Origin of the sequence: Prauserella sediminis (assembly GCF_014195435.1) — a bacterium.
Classification (GTDB): Bacteria; Actinomycetota; Actinomycetes; order Mycobacteriales; family Pseudonocardiaceae; genus Prauserella; species Prauserella salsuginis.
On sequence record NZ_JACIBS010000001.1, the window covers coordinates 2,308,543 to 2,326,373 of the forward strand.

General features: G+C 68.4%; 15 protein-coding genes and 1 pseudogene. 12 read left to right on the forward strand and 4 right to left on the reverse strand.

Translation table 11 applies throughout. The annotated features are described in order from the left end of the window. Window positions 1–27 precede the first annotated feature (27 nt). The 5 genes from FB384_RS10620 (at window position 28) to FB384_RS10640 (ending at window position 5,909) form a co-directional block, all read left to right on the forward strand. Window positions 28–1,692, forward strand: a complete 1,665-nt coding sequence (locus FB384_RS10620; RefSeq protein WP_183782162.1) for an ABC transporter substrate-binding protein — start codon at window positions 28–30, stop codon at window positions 1,690–1,692. 95 nt (window positions 1,693–1,787) lie between these two features. Further along, a complete protein-coding gene (locus FB384_RS10625; RefSeq protein ID WP_183782165.1) occupies window positions 1,788–2,792 on the forward strand; it encodes an ABC transporter permease in 1,005 nt (334 codons plus the stop codon). Next, window positions 2,789–3,709 carry an ABC transporter permease gene (locus FB384_RS10630; protein ID WP_183782167.1) on the forward strand — a complete coding sequence of 307 codons (921 nt, stop codon included), beginning with the start codon at window positions 2,789–2,791 and terminating at the stop codon, window positions 3,707–3,709. Before FB384_RS10625 ends, FB384_RS10630 begins: the two co-directional genes overlap by 4 nt. 5 nt (window positions 3,710–3,714) lie before the next feature. Further along, window positions 3,715–4,710 (forward strand): ABC transporter ATP-binding protein, encoded by a 996-nt coding sequence (locus tag FB384_RS10635; protein WP_183782170.1) that lies wholly within the window; start codon window positions 3,715–3,717, stop codon window positions 4,708–4,710. Window positions 4,711–4,871: 161 nt separating this feature from the next. Next, window positions 4,872–5,909, forward strand: a complete 1,038-nt coding sequence (locus tag FB384_RS10640; protein ID WP_183785305.1) for an ABC transporter ATP-binding protein — start codon at window positions 4,872–4,874, stop codon at window positions 5,907–5,909. 83 nt (window positions 5,910–5,992) lie between these two features. Here the strand turns inward: FB384_RS10640 and FB384_RS10645 are convergent, their stop codons facing one another. Beyond that, window positions 5,993–6,961 (reverse strand): EamA family transporter, encoded by a 969-nt coding sequence (locus FB384_RS10645; RefSeq protein WP_183782173.1) that lies wholly within the window; start codon window positions 6,959–6,961, stop codon window positions 5,993–5,995. Between the two features lie 80 nt (window positions 6,962–7,041). Between FB384_RS10645 and FB384_RS10650 the strand changes: the two genes are divergently transcribed. Next, window positions 7,042–7,950 carry a LysR family transcriptional regulator gene (locus FB384_RS10650; RefSeq protein WP_183782176.1) on the forward strand — a complete coding sequence of 303 codons (909 nt, stop codon included), beginning with the start codon at window positions 7,042–7,044 and terminating at the stop codon, window positions 7,948–7,950. A 234-nt stretch (window positions 7,951–8,184) separates the two neighbouring features. Here the strand turns inward: FB384_RS10650 and leuA are convergent, their stop codons facing one another. Beyond that, window positions 8,185–9,984, reverse strand: a complete 1,800-nt coding sequence (gene leuA / locus FB384_RS10655; RefSeq protein ID WP_183782179.1) for a 2-isopropylmalate synthase — start codon at window positions 9,982–9,984, stop codon at window positions 8,185–8,187. A gap of 472 nt (window positions 9,985–10,456) precedes the next feature. Here leuA and FB384_RS10660 point away from each other — a divergent pair. Then, window positions 10,457–10,774: pseudogene (locus tag FB384_RS10660) on the forward strand (hypothetical protein); the annotation flags it as partial. Between the two features lie 184 nt (window positions 10,775–10,958). Here the strand turns inward: FB384_RS10660 and FB384_RS10665 are convergent. Further along, window positions 10,959–11,552, reverse strand: a complete 594-nt coding sequence (locus FB384_RS10665; RefSeq protein WP_183782182.1) for a nitroreductase family protein — start codon at window positions 11,550–11,552, stop codon at window positions 10,959–10,961. Window positions 11,553–11,724: 172 nt separating this feature from the next. Between FB384_RS10665 and FB384_RS10670 the strand changes: the two genes are divergently transcribed. From FB384_RS10670 to FB384_RS10685, 4 genes are all read left to right on the forward strand, one after another. Then, a complete protein-coding gene (locus FB384_RS10670) occupies window positions 11,725–12,987 on the forward strand; it encodes an aspartate kinase (RefSeq protein WP_183782185.1) in 1,263 nt (420 codons plus the stop codon). Continuing rightward, window positions 12,987–14,033: an aspartate-semialdehyde dehydrogenase gene (locus FB384_RS10675; RefSeq protein WP_183782188.1), complete on the forward strand. Its 1,047-nt coding sequence runs from the start codon at window positions 12,987–12,989 to the stop codon at window positions 14,031–14,033. The genes FB384_RS10670 and FB384_RS10675 overlap by 1 nt, the downstream gene beginning before the upstream one ends. A 255-nt stretch (window positions 14,034–14,288) precedes the next feature. Next, complete coding sequence (locus tag FB384_RS10680; RefSeq protein WP_183782191.1) at window positions 14,289–15,179, forward strand: SAM-dependent methyltransferase; 891 nt, start codon at window positions 14,289–14,291, stop codon at window positions 15,177–15,179. Window positions 15,180–15,235: 56 nt separating this feature from the next. Beyond that, window positions 15,236–15,610 (forward strand): hypothetical protein, encoded by a 375-nt coding sequence (locus FB384_RS10685; protein WP_183782194.1) that lies wholly within the window; start codon window positions 15,236–15,238, stop codon window positions 15,608–15,610. A 52-nt stretch (window positions 15,611–15,662) separates the two neighbouring features. Here FB384_RS10685 and FB384_RS10690 read toward each other — a convergent pair whose 3' ends face one another. After that, window positions 15,663–16,859, reverse strand: a complete 1,197-nt coding sequence (locus FB384_RS10690) for an MFS transporter (RefSeq protein ID WP_183782197.1) — start codon at window positions 16,857–16,859, stop codon at window positions 15,663–15,665. 372 nt (window positions 16,860–17,231) lie between these two features. Between FB384_RS10690 and FB384_RS10695 the strand changes: the two genes are divergently transcribed. Further along, entirely contained in the window at window positions 17,232–17,780 is a 549-nt protein-coding gene (locus tag FB384_RS10695; protein WP_183782200.1) for a hypothetical protein, read from the forward strand. Window positions 17,781–17,831 lie beyond the last annotated feature (51 nt).

Sequence of the window (17,831 nt, forward strand, 5' to 3'; positions counted from 1 at the left end):
GACTGACCTTTCTCAAGGGGTGCGAACATGCTCCACTCACGGGTGAACCGCACGCGCCGCCTCGCCCTGATCGGGCTGGCGGGCGCGCTTGCGTTGTCCGCTTGTGCCTCGGAACGTGGCGAGGACGCCGGAAACGCGAACACGTTGGTGTTCGGCGCCGCCGGCGCGCCGAAGAACTTCGATCCGGTGTTCAACGACGACGGCGAAAGCTTCCGCCCGATCCGGCAGATGTACGAGACGCTCGTCGCGTACAAGCCCGGCACCGCCGAACTCGAGCCAGGTCTGGCCACCGAGTGGACCCCGAGCGACGACGGCACGACGTGGACGTTCAAGCTGCGCGAAGGAGTCAAGTTCCACGACGGCACCGACTTCAACGCCGAGGCGGTCTGCTTCAACTTCGACCGCTGGTACAACATGCCAGGCGCCGCCGCGCAGAGCCAGATGATCTATTACGGCGACGTGTTCGAGGGCTTCGCCGAGAACAAGGGTGACGCCTCGGGTGACCCGGTGTACAAGTCCTGCGAGGCGAAGGACGAGCACACCGCGGTGCTGAACCTCAACGAGGCCAAGGGTGCGTTCCCCGACGCCTTCGGCCTGACGTCGCTGTCGATGTCGAGCCCGGAGGCGCTGAAGGAGCACAACGCCGACGAGGTCACGCAGAGCGGCGAGTCGTTCAACTACCCGGCCTACGCCAACGAACACCCGACGGGCACCGGGCCGTTCAAGTTCGAGTCCTACGACAAGTCGGCGAACACCATCACGCTGACGCGTAACGACGACTACTGGGGCGACAAGCCGAAGCTCGAGAAGATCGTCTTCCGAGTCATCCCGGACGAGAACGCCCGCAAGCAGGACATGATCTCCGGCCAGATCGACGGCTACGATCTGCCGAACCCCGCCGACTACCAGGCGTTGCGTGATTCGGGCGCCCAGGTGATGGTCCGCCCGACGTTCAACATCCTCTATCTGGGCATCAACCAGAAGAACACGCCGGAACTGAAGGACGAACGCGTCCGCAAGGCGATCGAGTACGCGATCAACAAGGAACAGCTCGCGAAGAACCAGCTTCCCGAGGGCGCGTCGGCCCGGTACCAGTTCGTGCCGGAGGAAACCGACGGTTACACCGACGACGTCGAGAAGCACGAGCACGACGTGGACAAGGCGAAGCAGCTGCTGAAGGAAGCGGGCGCCGAGGACCTGAAACTCAAGTTCTACGTGCCTACCGAGGTCAGCCGCCCGTACATGCCGAACCCGGTGGACATCGCGGGCGCGGTCTCGGACAACCTCGACGCGGCCGGTATCAACGTCGAAATGGTGCAGCGGCCGTGGAACGGCGGCTTCAAGGACGATATCCAGAAGCACGGTAACCACGACATCCACCTGCTCGGCTGGACCGGCGACTACGGCGACGCCGGCAACTTCGTCGGCACGTTCTTCGGCCGCGAGAAGGCGGAGTTCGGTTTCAACGACAAGGAGATCTTCAAGGCGCTGGCCGACGCCGACGCGACGGTTGACGACGAGGGGCAGAAGAAGGCTTACGAGGAGGCCGCGGTCAAGATCTCCGAGTACGTGCCCGCCGTCCCGCTGACGTCGTCGCCGCCGGCGATCGTCGTGGGCGGCGACGTGCAGGGACTCGTCCCGAGCCCGCTGACCGACGAGCGGTTCGTCTCGGTTTCCAAGGGCCAGAGCTGACGCTCTGCTCGACATCCCACCGGGAGGCAGTGCCTGCGTGCGCGCCGCGTGCGTGAGCGCTGCCTCCCGGCTTCATGGGGCAAAGGCACCTATTCATGCTCAGGTTCACGGTGCGTCGGCTGCTACAGGCGGTTCCGACGCTGTTCGTACTGTCCATTTTGGTTTTCGCGTGGCTCCGGATGCTGCCCGGCGGGCCGGCGACGGCATTGCTGGGAGACAAGGCCACCCCGGAGCGGGTCGCGGCGATGAACGCCGTGCTGGGGCTGGACGATCCGATCTTCGTCCAGTACTTCCGCTTCCTCGGCCGCGTGCTCACCGGTGACTTCGGAAGTTCGCTGATCACCGGTGACCCGGTGATGGAGGAGGTCAGCTGGGCGTTCCCCGCGACATTGGAGCTGTCCGCCGCGGCGATGTTCCTCGCGGTGCTGTTCGGCATCCCGATGGGTTACATCGCGGCCCGGTTCCGCGGCAGGTTCCTCGACAACGCCACGGTCGTCACCACGCTCGTCGGCGTCGCGGTGCCGGTGTTCTTCCTCGGCTTCCTGCTCAAGTACATCTTCACGCAGGAGATGTCGTTGCTGCCGCCGTCCGGCAGGCAGGACGTGCTGATCGACGCCACCAGGATCACCGGCATCGCCACATTGGACGGACTGCTGACGGGCGAGTTCGACGCCACGTGGGATGCGATGCTGCATCTGATCCTGCCCTCGGTGGCGCTGGCGAGCATTCCGTTCGCGGTGATCGTGCGGATCACGCGCGCCTCGGTGCTGGACGTGCAGGGTGAGGACTTCGTCCGCACGGCGAACTCGAAGGGTCTGACGACGCAGATCGTGCGCAAGCGCCACGTGCTGCGGAACGCTCTGCTTCCCGTGTCGACGACGATCGGCCTGCAGACCGGCCTGCTCATGTCGGGTGCGGTGCTGACCGAGAAGGTGTTCGCCTGGGGCGGGCTCGGCACCCTGCTCGAACAGGCGATCCAGCAACGTGACTATCCGCGGCTGCAGGGGCTCATCCTGCTGTTCGCCACGGTCTTCGTGCTGGTCAACCTGCTGGTCGACATTTCGTACGCAATCATCGACCCGAGGGTGCGTGTGCGATGAGCATTCTTTCCACGCGGAAGGCCGACAAGATCGACTCGCTGGCCGAGGGTGGAACCAGCCTCGCCATGGACGCGCTCCGCCGGACGTTCCGCAGTCCGGTCGCGATCCTCGGTCTCGTCATCGTCGGCCTGTTCGTCATCCTGGCGATCATCTCGCCGTTCATCGCGCCGAAGGACCCGTATCGGCCTTATCCGGAGTTGCAGTCCGAGCTGACGCCGTCGAACATCCCGGGTCCGATGCCGGGCTTCCTGCTCGGCAGCGACCAGAACGGGTACGACTTCTTCTCCCGGCTGCTCGTCGGTGCGCAGCAGACCCTGTTCGTGGGTGTGTTCGCGACGCTGATCGGCGTCACCATCGGCATGATCATCGGTGGGCTCGCGGGCGCGTTCGGCGGCTGGGTCGACAGTCTGTTGATGCGACTCACCGACATCATGCTGTCGCTCCCCTCGCTGCTGCTGGCGATCTCGATCGCGGCATTGCTGCCGGGTAGTCAGTGGACGGTGATCATCGCGGTGGCGATGATCGGTGTTCCGGTGTTCGCACGATTACTGCGGGGCGCGATGATCGCCCAGCGGTCGAGCGACCACGTCCTCGCGGCGACGGCGCTCGGCGTCAAGCGGAAGACGATCGTGTTCCGGCACATGCTGCCGAACTCGATCGGCCCGGTGATCGTGCAGGCGACGCTCACGCTCGCGACCGCGATCATCGACGCGGCGGCGCTGTCGTTCCTCGGCCTCGGCGATTCCGACTGGCGGCGCGCGGAGTGGGGCCTGATGCTCGGCAACGCGCAGGAGCTGCTCAGCGTGAAACCGTCGCTGGCGTTCTTCCCCGCCATCGCGATCATCATCGTGGCGCTCGGCTTCACACTGCTCGGCGAGTCGATGCGGGAATCGCTCGACCCGAAGAACAGGCGGTAACTCACGTGGCACTACTGGACGTACGCGACCTGAGCGTCGTGTTCAAACGCAAGGGGACCCGCCCGTTCACCGCGGTCGACGGCGTGAGCTTCTCCGTCGAACCGGGGCAGACCGTGGGGCTCGTCGGGGAATCGGGCAGTGGCAAGTCCGTGACGTCGCTGGCGATCATGGGGCTGCTGCCCAAACGCGGTGCGGAGATCAGCGGCTCGGTGACGTTCGAAGACACCGAACTGCTGACGCTCTCCGACAAGCAGCTGCGCGATCGGCGTGGCCGGGACCTGGGCATGGTGTTCCAGGACCCGCTGTCGTCCCTGAACCCCGTGATCACCATCGGGTTGCAGATCACCGAGGTGCTCGAACGTCACCGCGGAATGTCGCGGAAGGAGGCGCGGGTCGAGGCCGCCGAATTGCTGGACCGGGTCGGACTGCCGGATCCGCAGCGGCGGATCGACGAGTACCCGCACCAGCTCTCCGGTGGTATGCGGCAGCGTGTGCTGATCGCGATCGCGCTGGCGTGCAGGCCGAAGTTGCTGATCGCCGACGAGCCGACGACCGCGCTGGACGTGACGATCCAGGCGCAGATCCTGTCGCTGCTGTCGGAACTGGTGTCCGAAACGGACACCGCGCTGATCATGATCACGCACGACCTCGGTGTCGTGGCGGGACTGTGCGACGACGTCAACGTCATGTACGGCGGCCGCATCGTCGAACAGGCGCAGCGGCACGACCTGTTCCAGCGGTCACGGCATCCTTACACGCACGGGTTGTTGCAGTCGATCCCGCGGCTCGACGCGCCGCGGGGTGAGCCGTTGACGCCGATCCGTGGCTCGGTTTCGGACAACATCGAATGGGAGCAGGGCTGCGCGTTCGCGCCGCGTTGTCCCAATGCGACGGACGTGTGCTGGAGCGAGCCGCCCGAGCTGAAGGCCGACGACGGCAGGATGCTGCGCTGTCACAACCCCGTCGCCATCGGCGATGCCGTAACGGAGGGAGCCCTGTGACCGACGAACCCGCCACGACGACGGACGTCACCGGCACCGAGAGAGCAGCCACCGGCGCCACACCGGAAGACGGCGACGTCACCGGAGCGCAGGTCGCCGGCACGGCCGGGCCCGACGACGGCACGTCCCGGTCCGGTGACGGTGCCGCGGGCGGCGACGACGTGCTCGTCACCGTCGAGGGCCTCGAGGTGCATTTCCCGATCAAGCGGGGAATCGTGCTGGAACGCACCGTCGGTTACGTCTACGCGGTCGACGGCGTCGACCTGACGATCCGGCGCGGCGAGACCTACGGCCTGGTCGGCGAGTCCGGTTGCGGCAAGACCACGCTGGGCCGCGGCCTGCTGCGGCTCGTCGAGCCCACCGGCGGGCGCGTCGTGTTCGACGACATCGACGTGTCGACGCTCAAGGGTGAGAGGCTGCGTAAGTCGCGCCGACGCATGCAGATGATCTTCCAGGATCCGCTGTCCAGTCTGGACCCGCGGCAGTCCGTGGAGTCGATCCTCATCGAGGGCATGCGCGCACACGGACTCGACTCCGGCAAGGAGTCGACGCGGGCCCGGCTCGTGGAACTCCTCGACTCCGTCGGTCTCCCGGAGAGCGCGCTGCACAAGTATCCGCACGAGTTCTCGGGCGGTCAGCGGCAGCGGATCGGTATCGCGCGGGCACTGGCCGTGGAACCGGACCTGATCGTGGCCGACGAGCCGGTGTCGGCACTGGACGTGTCGGTGCAGGCGCAGGTGCTGAACCTGTTGGAGGAGCTGCAGCAGCGACTCGGGCTGACGTACCTGGTGATCGCCCACGACCTGGCCGTGGTTCGGCACATCTCCGACCGGATCGGCGTGATGTACCTGGGCTCGCTCGTCGAAGAGGCGAGCTCCGACGAGATGTACGCCGAGCCGATGCACCCTTACACGAAGGCGTTGCTGTCGGCCGTTCCGGTGCCGGATCCGACGGTCGAGGACGAGCGGGAACAGATTCTGCTGACCGGCGACCTGCCATCGCCCGCGAATCCGCCGACGGGCTGCCGGTTCCACACGCGTTGCCCGTGGAAACAGGAAACGCTGTGCGACACGGACCGGCCGCAGCTCCGCGACGTGGGCGGCGGCCACCGGGTCGCGTGCCATTACGCCGAGGACATCCTCGCGGGCAGGATCACCTCGCACGAAGTCGAACCCGAACTCGTCCACCCCGACTCGTGACCGGCGGAGGTGCCCCAAGGTGCCCTTGGGGCACCTCCGGCCCGACCACTACCCCTCAAGGACACGCTGACGCGTGGCTGCGGTCAGCGCCCCGATGGTGCCTTTGGGGGCACGTGCGACACGCTCGGTTGCACCTCGCCGGGCTCTTCGGCATCGACGACGGGGTCGCGGTGTCGGCTTCGGCCTCGGATGAGCCGTGCGGTGGTGGAGCCGAGGAACACGCCGACCACGACGACGGCCGCGGCCGTGATCTCGACCGGGGTCGGCCGTTCGTCGAGCAGCACGAACGACAGCGTCATCCCGACCACCGGCACGAGTAGTGAGAACGGGGCGACGGAGCTGGCAGGGTTGCGGCGCATGAGTGTGGTCCAGATTCCGGAACCGAGGACGGTACCGAGCAGGACGATGTAGGCGAGTCCGGCCAGCGCGAGCCACGCCTCGTCCAGGGTCGCCAGCGACAGCCATTGGCGCTCGGGTCCCTCGAACACCAGCGACAACGCGAGCATGGGCAGTGGCGGCACCACGCTCATCCACAGCGTGAAGTGCAACGGGTTGTCCGGCTTCGCCTGCCTGGAACACAGGTTGCCCGCAGCCCAGCTCAGCCCGCCCAGCAGCGTCAGGATCACCGGCAGCAGGGCGGCGTACTCGGCGCGCTGCCAGGCGATGGCGGCCATGCCGACGACGGCGAGTGCGATGCCCGCCAGCTGCCTGCGCGACAGCCGTTCCCGCAGCATCACCGCGCCGAGCAGCACCGTGAACGGCGCCGAGGACTGCAGCACCAGCGACGCGAGGCCCGTGGGCATTCCCGTGTACATGCCCACGAACAGGAACGCGAACTGGAACGTCCCGAAGCCGAGGCCGTAGCCGATCAGCCAGCGCGCCTTCACCTTGGGACGGGGGATCAGCAGCATCGTGGGGACGGCGATGACGAGAAACCGGATCGCGCCCGCGAACAGCGGTGGGAAGTGGGTCAGTACCGCGTGGATCGCCAGGAAGTTGCAACCCCAGATGACGGCGACGAACGCGGCGAGCAGTCGATCTCTCAGCGCCATGGCTCCAGCCTGCAGCCCCATGACTCTGTAGTCCAGCGAGAATATTTGCAGAAAGTATGTAGTTATGCTTCAATTTCCTCGTGGATGTGGGCAAGTTGAGGACGCTGCGGGAGTTCGCCGATCGGGGCAGTGTGTCGGAGGCCGCGAAAGCCCTGAGCTGCACGCCGTCGGCGGTGTCACAACAGCTGCGCGCGCTGCAGGCCGAAGTCGGACTCGTCCTCACCGAGCCTGACGGCCGCGGACTGCGCCTCACCGACGCCGGAACCGCGCTCGTCGCGCGGGCCGACGACGTGCTCGGCGCGATCGACCGCGCGGAGGCCGAACTCGACACCTTCCGCAGCACCCCACGCGGACGTGTGCGGCTGGCGGTGTTCCCGTCGGCGGCCCTCGTACTGCTGCCGGGACTGCTGCGACAGGTCGAGGCCGTCGACGGCCTCGAGCTGGACGTCCGCGATGTCGACATGACGCCACCGGAAGTGCCGGGGCTCATGGCCGACTTCGACATCGTGGTGATGCACCGCGACGAGTACGCCCCGCCCGTCGCCTCCGAACGGCTCGAGGTCCTGCCACTGCTGCGGGAGCCCCTCGACGTGGCACTGCCCCCGGAGCATCCGCTCGCGGGCGCCGACCGCGTCGAGCTCGCAGACCTGGCCGCGGAGTCCTGGATCAGCGTCGACGTCGGATTCCCCGTCGACGACCTGCTGATGTCGCTGGCCACCAGGACCGGTGTCCGGCCGCGGGTGGTGCAGCGGATCAACGACTTCCGGATCATCGAATCGCTCGTCGCCGCGGGCCACGGCATCGCGCTCCTGCCACGGTACACAGTGGACACGGCAAAGGTGCGGTGCAAACCGCTCGCCGGCATCAAGGCCGCCAGGCACGTCGAGGCCGTGATCCGCCCCGGTGCGCCGGATCGGCGTCCCGCGGTGCGCGCGGTCCTCGACGCGATCCGTGCCGAGGCCGCCCAGTTCGGCGAACCGGGTGCGTGAGGATCGTCTTCCGGAAGCCGCAACACGGGCCGTCGGGGTCAGCTGCGCGTCCGCGTGACTCCAGGATTAGCGGACGACCTCCCCGGACCACGCGACACGGGCCAGAGAAGGCGCGTCGCTGAGAGGGGGCGGCGGGCGACCGGGCGGAAACGCGAACGCGGGGCGGGCATGTGCCCACCCCGCGTTCGCGGATTCCTCAGTGGTGCGCGGCCCCTCGGTGGGGCGCGTGGCCGATCAGCGGTGCGCGCGGTTGATCGCCGAGACGACGGCGCGCAGCGAGGACGTGACGATCGACGGGTCGATGCCGACACCCCAGTAGACGTTGTCGCCGATGCCGCACTCGATGTACGAGGCGGCGCGCGAGTCGTCACCCGGAGACATGGTGTGCTCGCTGTAGTCCATCAGCCGCACGTCGTAGCCCACGGTGGCCAGGCCGTCGAAGAACGCGGCGATCGGCCCGTTGCCGCGGCCGTTGATCTCGCGCTCGTCGCCGTCGACCAGCACGGTCGCGTTCACCTCGTAGCCGTCCGACGTCGCGGCCACCTGTGCGTGCTCGAGCTTCAGCGGCGTGGTGGACTCCAGGTACTCGCGGGAGAAGGCCGTCCACATCGTGTCCGGGTCGACCTCGCCGCCCTCGGAGTCGGTGTAGTGCTGCACGACCTGCGAGAACTCCACCTGCAGGCGGCGCGGCAGGTCCAGCTGGTGCTCGCTCTTCATGATGTAGGCGATGCCGCCCTTGCCGGACTGCGAGTTGACGCGGATGACCGCCTCGTAGGTGCGCCCGACGTCCTTCGGATCGATCGGCAGGTACGGCACTTCCCACGGGAACTCGTCGACCGGGGTGCCCGCCTTCTCCGCCGCGGCCTCCAGTGCGGCGAAGCCCTTGTTGATCGCGTCCTGGTGACTGCCGGAGAACGCGGTGAAGACCAGGTCGCCGCCCCACGGGCTGCGCTCGTGCACGGGCAGCTGGTTGCAGTACTCGACGGTCCGCTTGATCTCGTCCATGTCGGAGAAGTCGATCTGCGGGTCGACGCCCTGGCTGAACAGGTTCATACCCAGCGCGACGAGGTCGACGTTGCCGGTGCGCTCGCCGTTGCCGAACAGGCAGCCCTCGATGCGGTCGGCGCCCGCCTGATAGCCCAGTTCGGCGGCGGCGATGCCGGTGCCGCGGTCGTTGTGCGGGTGCAGCGACAGGATGATCGAGTCGCGCTTGTCGAGGTTGCGGCCCATCCACTCGATCGAATCGGCGTAGACGTTGGGCGTGGCCATCTCGACGGTCGCGGGCAGGTTCATGATCGCGGGCCGTTCCGGCGTGGGCTGCCAGATGTCGGCCACGGCATTGCAGACCTCGACCGCGTACGACAGCTCCGTACCGGTGTACGACTCGGGCGAGTACTGGAAGCGGAACTCGGTGTCGGAGTACTTGTTCGCGTACTCGGCGGCCAGCAAGGCGCCCTGCAGCGCGATCTTCTTGATGCCCTCGCGCTCCTCGCGGAACACCACGCGGCGCTGCAGGATCGACGTCGAGTTGTAGATGTGCACGATCGCGCGCGGCGCACCTTCGAGGGCCTGGAAAGTGCGCTCGATCAGCTCGGGGCGGCACTGCGTCAGGACCTGGATGTGGACGTCGTCGGGGATCGCGCCGTCGGCGATGATCTCGCGCACGAAGTCGAAGTCGGTCTGGCTGGCCGCGGGGAAACCGACCTCGATCTCCTTGTAGCCCATCCGCACGAGCAGGTCGAAGAACTTGCGCTTGCGGGCGGGCGACATCGGGTCGATCAGTGCCTGGTTGCCGTCGCGCAGATCGACCGCGCACCACAGCGGGGCGCGTTCGATGCGGTTGTCCGGCCAGGTGCGGTCGGGCAGCCGGATGTCCTCGACCAGCCGGTGCCACGGCTCGTAGCGGTGGTACGGCATGGACGAGCCACGCTGGAAGTTCCACACGGCCTGGTCGGCGGGCGCCGGACGCGACGGCTTACGGATGTGGCTACTGGAAGAAGGTACTTCGGAGATTCCGCTCTCGGGCGTACTCATGGTGCTGAATGCTCCTGCTCGCTGCTGAAAGGGCCTCGGTCTTCAGACCGGCACGACGAAACCCCGCGACGAGGAGCCGGTCCGATCAGGCCCCGTCGCGGCAGCGAAGCAGAAGTGCGCGTGCCACGAGAGCGAGGCTAACCCAACGACGGGCCCATTGGCGAGAGTGGGTCCCGACACCGAAATGTTACGGCGCAACATCGTTGCAGGTTACTGGCCCGTAGCAATCGGCCATGCGACGTGTCAGACTGCGGTCATGGGTGAGCACACGGAGAAGAACGCGCAGGGTAGCGCGGGTGGTGGCGCCGACACGGAGGCCACTCAGGTGCATCAGCCGCCGGCTCCCGAAGCGACGTCCGGCGGCAGCGGTGCGCCGCAGGCGGCGACGCAGAACGGCACCCCCGACGCGGCGAACGGGAAGGCGGCCGGCCAGACCGGCGGTTCGCGGCGTGCGCAGCGTGAGGCGAAGGAGCCGTCGGTCGACTGGACGGCGGTCCGCGAACGGGGCGTCGGCCTGCTCGCAGGGATCGTCCGGTGGGTCGGCCTCGCGTTCGCGCTGATCCTGGTGCTCCACGTCGTCTTCGTGATCGGCGAGGCGAACCCCGGAAACGGCATCGTGCAGTGGGTGGCCGACACCTCGGAGAACCTCGCGGTCGGGTTCCACGACCTGTTCCAGCCCGCGGATCCGAAACTGCTGGTTCTGATCAACTACGGCATCGCCGCGATCTTCTGGCTCGTCGTGTCGTCGATCGTGGCGAAGGTGATCCGCCGCGTCGGTGGCGGCGCCTGAGCGGTGCGGCGCCCCCAAGGGCACATTGGTCGCACTCAACGCGCCCTTTCTTCCCCTCGCACTCCGTGAAGGGGGCACGGGTTGCGCTCGCTGTTGCGCCATGATCAGGGGAGGATTCGTCGCGCCCAACGCGACCAGGGTGCCCTTGGGGGCGCTCACGCCGGCACTGAGCGCAACCGCAGCGTCACCGCAGGGGCTCGCCCCACGTTCCGGCGTAGGCGATCTCCGAGAGCGGCAGGCGGGAGCGCGGGGCCCGCTCCCGCTGGACGTCCCGCGGTTCCCCGAGTACCTCCGCGTCGGCCTGGACCCCGACGGCGATCGCCACCAGCGGTTCCACGTCGGCGGGTACGTCGAAGTCCCGTCGCACCTGCTCCGCGTCGAAGCCCGCCATCTGATGCGCGGCCAGGCCCTCGGCCACGGCCTGCAGCGCCAGGTTCTCCGCCGCGAGCCCGACGCCGTACTCGGCGTACGGCACGTCTCCCTTGGCGTTGCGCCGCACCGCCGACCCGATCAGCAGCGCACCCGCCCGGTGGGCCCACGCCCGATTCCGCTCCGTCAACGCTGCCAGCACGCGCGCGTAGGTCTCGTCACCACGGAGGCCGACGAGGAACCGCGCGGGCTGGGTGTTGCCGAACGAGGGCGCCCAGCGGGCCGCCTCGAGGAGCCTGCGAATCTGCTCCGATGTGACGTCGCTCATTGCGTCGAGGGCCCGGGGGCTTCTCCGCAGGGTGATCAGCGAGTGCACGCCGACGGCCGTTTCCTGTTGTCCGCCACCCATTCCGCACCTCCATGGGCCCGGAAACCAGCAGCTCGGCGGCGTGCGAGGAGTCACAAGGCCGAATGGCATCCGGGTGAACGATCGGTACCCTGGTCACGACGATACGGAGCGTGCGCACCTTTGCGACAAGGCCGCCGAGCGGGCGCCGCTCCTTCGAGGAGGTTCGGCCAAAGTGGCGCTCATAGTCCAGAAGTACGGCGGTTCGTCGCTGGAGAGCGCAGACCGGATCAAGCGTGTCGCCGAGCGCATCGTTGCCACGAAGAAGGCAGGCAACGAGGTGGTCGTCGTGTGCTCCGCGATGGGGGACACGACCGACGAGCTGCTCGACCTCGCGGAGCAGGTGAATCCCGTCCCGCCGGAGCGCGAGATGGACATGCTGCTGACCGCGGGCGAGCGGATCTCGAACGCGCTTGTCGCGATGGCGATCTCGGCGCAGGGCGCCGAGGCGTGGTCGTTCACCGGCTCGCAGGCGGGCGTCGTGACGACGTCCGTGCACGGAAACGCCCGCATCATCGACGTCACGCCGGGGCGCGTGACCGAGGCACTCGACCAGGGCTACATCGCACTGGTTGCGGGTTTTCAGGGCGTTGCGCAGGACACCAAGGACATCACCACGCTGGGCCGTGGCGGATCGGACACGACGGCCGTCGCGCTCGCCGCGGCGCTCGAGGCCGACGCGTGCGAGATCTATTCCGATGTGGACGGTGTGTACACCGCGGACCCGCGGATCGTGCCGGATGCCCGCAAGCTCGACACGGTGCCGTACGAGGAGATGCTCGAGCTCGCGGCGAGCGGCTCGAAGATCCTGCACCTGCGCTCGGTCGAGTACGCCAGGCGGTACGGCGTGCCGATCCGGGTTCGCTCGTCCTACAGCGACAAGCCGGGCACAACGGTGGCCGGCTCGATTGAGGAGATCCCCGTGGAACAGGCGTTGATCACCGGTGTGGCGCACGACCGGTCCGAAGCGAAGATCACGGTCACCGGGGTCCCGGACCATGCGGGCGCAGCGGGCAGCATCTTCCGCGCGGTCGCGGACGCCGAGATCGACATCGACATGGTGCTGCAGAACGTGTCCAACACCCAGGGCCGCACCGACATCACCTTCACCCTGTCGAAGGCGAACGGGCCGAGCGCGGTGAGCGAGCTCGAGGCGCTCAAGGAGCAGATCGGCTTCTCGGCAGTGCTCTACGACGATCACGTCGGCAAGGTGTCGCTCGTCGGTGCGGGCATGCGCTCGCACCCGGGTGTCACGGCGACGTTCTGCGAGGCGCTGGCCCACGCCGGTGTCAACATCGAGATCATCAACACCTCCGAGATCCGCATCTCCGTACTGATCCGCGACGAGCAGGTCGACGACGCGGTGCGTGCGATCCACGAGGCGTTCGAGCTCGGCGGCGACGAAGAGGCCGTCGTCTATGCGGGGAGTGGTCGCTGATGGCTGGAGGTCTGCGAGTAGGCGTGGTCGGTGCGACCGGCCAGGTCGGCGGTGTGATGCGGCAGCTGCTGGAGGACCGCAAGTTCCCCCTGTCCGAGCTGCGGCTGTTCGCCTCGGCCCGGTCTGCCGGTTCGACACTGTCGTGGGGCGGCAAGGACATCGAGGTGGAGGACGCGGCCACGGCCGATCCCTCCGGGTTGGACATCGCCCTGTTCTCGGCGGGTGGTTCGACGTCGAAGGCGCAGGCGCAGCGGTTCGCCGAGGCGGGCGCGACGGTGATCGACAACTCGTCGGCGTGGCGGCTCGACCCGGACGTCCCGCTCGTGGTCAGCGAGGTAAACCCCGCCGCGATCGGCCACGCGCGCAAGGGGATCATCGCCAACCCCAACTGCACGACGATGGCCGCGATGCCGGTTCTCAAGCCGCTGCACGACGAGGCCGGGCTGACGCGCCTGATCGCCAGCACCTATCAGGCGGTGTCGGGCAGCGGGCTCGGCGGCGTCGAGGAGCTGGCGAGCCAGGTCGAAGCCGCGGGGACGAAGGCGAAGGAGCTGACCCACGACGGGTCGGCCGTCGACTTCCCCTCGCCGGACAAGTACGTCGCGCCGATCGCGTTCAACGTGCTGGCCATGGCCGGGTCCATTGTGGATGACGGCACGTTCGAGACGGACGAGGAACAGAAGCTGCGCAACGAGAGCCGCAAGATCCTGGACATTCCGGGGCTCGCGGTGTCGGGGACGTGCGTGCGCGTTCCGGTGTTCACCGGTCACTCGATCTCGGTGAACGCCGAGTTCGCGTCGCCGATCTCCGTGGCGCGGGCGCAGGAGTTGCTGTCCGGGGCTCCGGGGGTGCAGCTGGTCGACGTGCCGACGCCGCTCGCGGCCGCGGGCAAGGACCCGAGTTTCGTGGGCCGCATCCGCGCCGACCAGGGCGTGCCGGACGGCCGCGGGCTGACGCTGTTCCTGGCGAACGACAACCTGCGCAAGGGCGCGGCGCTCAACGCGGTGCAGATCGCGGAGCTGGTCGCCGACCGCATCGCGAAGTAGTAGACGCAGCGAAGTCAGGGAAAACAGCGAAGCAGTAGACGCAGCGAACCGGGCGCTGAAAGCCCGGAACGGGCGTTCTCCGCCGGATCGTGCCGGCATGACGAAAACCGCGAAGGTTCAGGCCTTCGCGGTTTTCGCTTTTCGGAACCCCTTCTCCTCGTCGCCGGTGACGCGTGTCTCTGATAGTTGTAGATGCTAAGCAATCGCGGTATGCCTGGTAGTGGAGTGATCACGTGCGGTGAAAGGGGTGCGGACATGGTGTACGAGCTGCGGGACTGGGACATCGTCTCCGGTGTGGGCATCACCGCTCTCGGCGTGGCTGCCGCCAGGGCCGTCGAGACAAGCCGGACCGATGCGCTCGTCCGGGACCCCTACGCGGCCGAGTTCGTTCGCGCCGCTGAATCGCCGATCCCCATGCCGACCCGCGCCGAGGACGTGGCCGACGACGATCACCGGTGGTCGCTGATGTCGGTCTTCCTGGGGCTGCGCTCGCGGTATCTCGACGAGTATCTGCTCGGTTCCCACGAGTCCGCCGGTGCATCGGTGGGTGCGCGCCAGGTCGTGTTGCTCGCCGCCGGACTGGACAGCCGCGCCTTCCGCCTGCCGTGGCCGGAGGGCGCCACGGTGTACGAGGTGGACCAGCCGCGGGTGCTGCAGTTCAAGGACGCGGTGCTCGCCCACGGCGGTGCCGAACCGGCATGCGAGCGCCGTGGCGTCCCGATCGATCTGCGGGACGACTGGGCGGCGGCGTTGGCCGGCAGCGGTTTCGACCCGGCGGCGCCCACCAGCTGGCTCGCCGAGGGGCTCATGCCCTATCTCCCCGCGGACGCGGCGGAGCGGCTGCTGACGACCGTGCACAAGCTGTCCGCGCCGGGCAGCACGATCGCGGTGGAGTACATGCCGGGCGTGGGCTCGGCTCTCGCGGATTCCTCGGCCGCGTCACTGTCGGCCGGACTGGGGATCGACCTCGCCTCGCTGCTGTCGGACGCCGACTACGACCCGAACGCCCGCCTGTCCGAGCTGGGATGGGCGGTCGACGAGGTAACGGTGGCGCAGCTGGCCGAGCGGTACGGCCGGACCTTCGACGACGAGGAGGTCGCGGAGCTCGCCGGCAAGGGGCGGTATCTGACGGCGCGCAAGCACTAGCCTTCCCGCCCACAGTCGATCACGGCAAGGTGGCCTTGCCGGTAGGTTGTCGAGCCATGTGGAAACGGACGGCGCCGGTCGCCGCGCTGGGGATGTTGTTGCTCGCAGGATGTTCCGAGGTTTCGGAGATCAGTAAGTCCGTGGACGGGGCCGCGGACAAGGCGAGCGTCTGTGGTCAGGCGCTCGGGATCGTCGACCTCAACCCCAACGTCGACCCGCAGCAGGTCCAGTCCGAAGCGGCGGACAAGGCACAGCAGCTGCGTGACCTCGCCGGACAGGCGGCCGACCAGGACCTCCAGCAGAACCTGACCGCGTTGGCCGACGGCTACGTCGAGCTCGAACAGCAACGAGCCGACCGGATCGGTGACTTCAACCAGTGGCTGCAGCAGAACCTGTCCAAGCTCGAGAGTCTCCGCCAGGCCTGTATGTGACCGGTGACGCCCGCCGCGGGCGGCCGGGTGGCCCGGTCGCCCGCGGCGGGCGTCACGCGGGCTGCGGGGCGGTGCGGTCCGCGGTGCCGCGACGGGAAAGGGCCGCACCGGCGGCGGCGAACGCCAGCCCACCCGCACCCGCCGCGACGAAACCCATGCCCGGCGACGTGTGGTCCATGACGAACCCGACGACCGGACTGCCGAGCGCGAGCCCGATGCGGGTCGCCGAGTCCTGCACTCCCATCGCTTCGCCGCGCACCGCGGGCGGGGCCAGCTGGGAGACTCGTTCCGTCGTGGCCGCGAGAGTCGGCGCGCACACGAGGTTCGACGGCACCAGCACCAACGCCAGCAGCCACCACGGCTGCGTCGCGAGTGCCGCGGGGATCGTCAGCGCGGCCAGCGTGACCATCAGCGTCAGCTGGGAGGCCGAGCGTCGGGCGACCCCGTGCACGATCCCGCCCACCAGCGACGCCAGGCACATCACGGCGATCACGACGCCGGCCGCGCCTACCTCCCCGGATTCGCGGAGGGCCGCCAGCGCGGCCAGTTCGGCGCCGACGAGTACGAACAGCGCGCCCGTCGCGACGAGCAATGTCGCGACCAGGTGCCTGCCGAGCCACGATGTCAGCGGTGGACGGACCGCGGCGCGGGACCGTCCCGCTTCGTCCGGTGTCCGCACCGGCGGATTCACGGCGTACAGCGCGCATCCGCACGTGCCGAAGAGCACGCCGATCGCGGTCAGCGCGGCCGTCGACGAGACCTGTGTGGTGACGAGGATTCCCAGCGCGGGGCCCGTCATGAACGTCAGCTCGACGAGCACCGAGTCGAGCGAGTAGGCGGTGCGGCGCTGTCCGGCGGGGACGAGCGCGGCGATCACCTGCCGCGCGATCGGGCCCGCGGGGATGAGGAGCGCACCGGCGGGCAGCGCCGCGACAAGCAGCACCGCGTACGGCAGGTGGGGTGCGCTGATCCAGAATGTCGCCGACGTCGTGCCGCACACCGCGACGACGGGACGCAGTCCGTAACGGTCGATCATGCGGCCCAGCAGCGGGGCCGCGAGTGCCGTGCCCGCGGTGGTGGCCGTGCCGACGAGGCCGGCGGCGCCGTAGCCGTGGCCGAGTGTGCCGACGACGTGCAGCGTCAGCGTGACGCCCGTGGCGGTCATGGGGAGCCGGGCGAGTACGGCGACGAGCGTCGACGTAGCCATGCGAGGAATGCGAAGAATGTGCAGGTAAGGCGTCAGCGGCACATCCGCGACGTAACAGCATCCCGGTACGGTCGTGCAACTTCTTTCGGGCACGTCACATGTGGGGTGCGGGTGACGCGCCGGAGGGTGAACCCGGAGGGCCGGACCGTGAAACGGCTACGTCGAGGGACGGCAGTGGGAGCTGTGGTGGACGCTGCGACCGCAGTGTGACGCCCGGATCGCTCGTCTCGGTACTTGTCGTACCGGCAACCGGGTGAAGGTCATAGCCCTGACGGCCCAGTGTGCGAGGGATCGCAGGCACTCGCAGTGACGCCATCACGCCACGGGATCAGGTGATTGCACGGTGTACACGGCGAGGCCGGTTGGTACGGCTGGACGTGTTCGTTGCTCTCCCACGCCAGGAGGTTGGCAGTCATGAAGTCCGGATTCGCTCGCACGGTCGCCGCGGTGCTGTCAGGGGCCGCGCTCGCGGTCTCCACATCGGGGATCGCGACGGCCGCGAGCATCAGCGACGACGGCAGCGGCTCGGTCACCACGCAGTCCTCCGCACATCGCCTGCTGGACCTGCGGGACCAGCTCACCGACCGGGCCTACTCCGGTGACGTGCAGGGCACGAAGGCCACTCTCACCGATATCGACCCGGTGCTCGAGCGGCTCGCCGCGACACCGGCCCAACGGAAGGCGGCAAGCGACGCGAAGAAGGCGTTGACGCAGAACGAGAAGGTGCAGGACGTGCTCGCGGACCCGCAGGCGCAGCCGCGTGCGTACACGGCCGACGCCGAGATGAGGCAGTTGCCCGCGCTGCCGGACCCGCTGGCGGCGGTGAACGGTCTGTTGCAGTCGCTGCTCGCGACGGTGCAGGGGCTGCTGTCCGGGCTGCTCGGGCCGGTGCCGATGCCGGAGGTGCCCGAGGTTCCCGACGCACCGGATGCCCCTGAGGTGCCGGACGTCCCCGCCCCGTGACCCACAGACGTTGAATGCCCCCAAGGTCAGCCTTGGGGGCATTCAACGCGC

Coding starts and splice junctions, on each gene's coding strand:
- FB384_RS10620 (WP_183782162.1), top strand. CDS start 28: ATGCTCCACTCACGGGTGAACCGCACGCGCCGCCTCGCCCTGATCGGG.
- FB384_RS10625 (WP_183782165.1), top strand. CDS start 1,788: ATGCTCAGGTTCACGGTGCGTCGGCTGCTACAGGCGGTTCCGACGCTG.
- FB384_RS10645 (WP_183782173.1), bottom strand. CDS start 6,961: ATGGCGCTGAGAGATCGACTGCTCGCCGCGTTCGTCGCCGTCATCTGG.
- FB384_RS10675 (WP_183782188.1), top strand. CDS start 12,987: ATGGCTGGAGGTCTGCGAGTAGGCGTGGTCGGTGCGACCGGCCAGGTC.
- FB384_RS10695 (WP_183782200.1), top strand. CDS start 17,232: ATGAAGTCCGGATTCGCTCGCACGGTCGCCGCGGTGCTGTCAGGGGCC.
- FB384_RS10685 (WP_183782194.1), top strand. CDS start 15,236: ATGTGGAAACGGACGGCGCCGGTCGCCGCGCTGGGGATGTTGTTGCTC.
- FB384_RS10680 (WP_183782191.1), top strand. CDS start 14,289: ATGGTGTACGAGCTGCGGGACTGGGACATCGTCTCCGGTGTGGGCATC.
- FB384_RS10665 (WP_183782182.1), bottom strand. CDS start 11,552: ATGGGTGGCGGACAACAGGAAACGGCCGTCGGCGTGCACTCGCTGATC.
- FB384_RS10630 (WP_183782167.1), top strand. CDS start 2,789: ATGAGCATTCTTTCCACGCGGAAGGCCGACAAGATCGACTCGCTGGCC.
- leuA (WP_183782179.1), bottom strand. CDS start 9,984: ATGAGTACGCCCGAGAGCGGAATCTCCGAAGTACCTTCTTCCAGTAGC.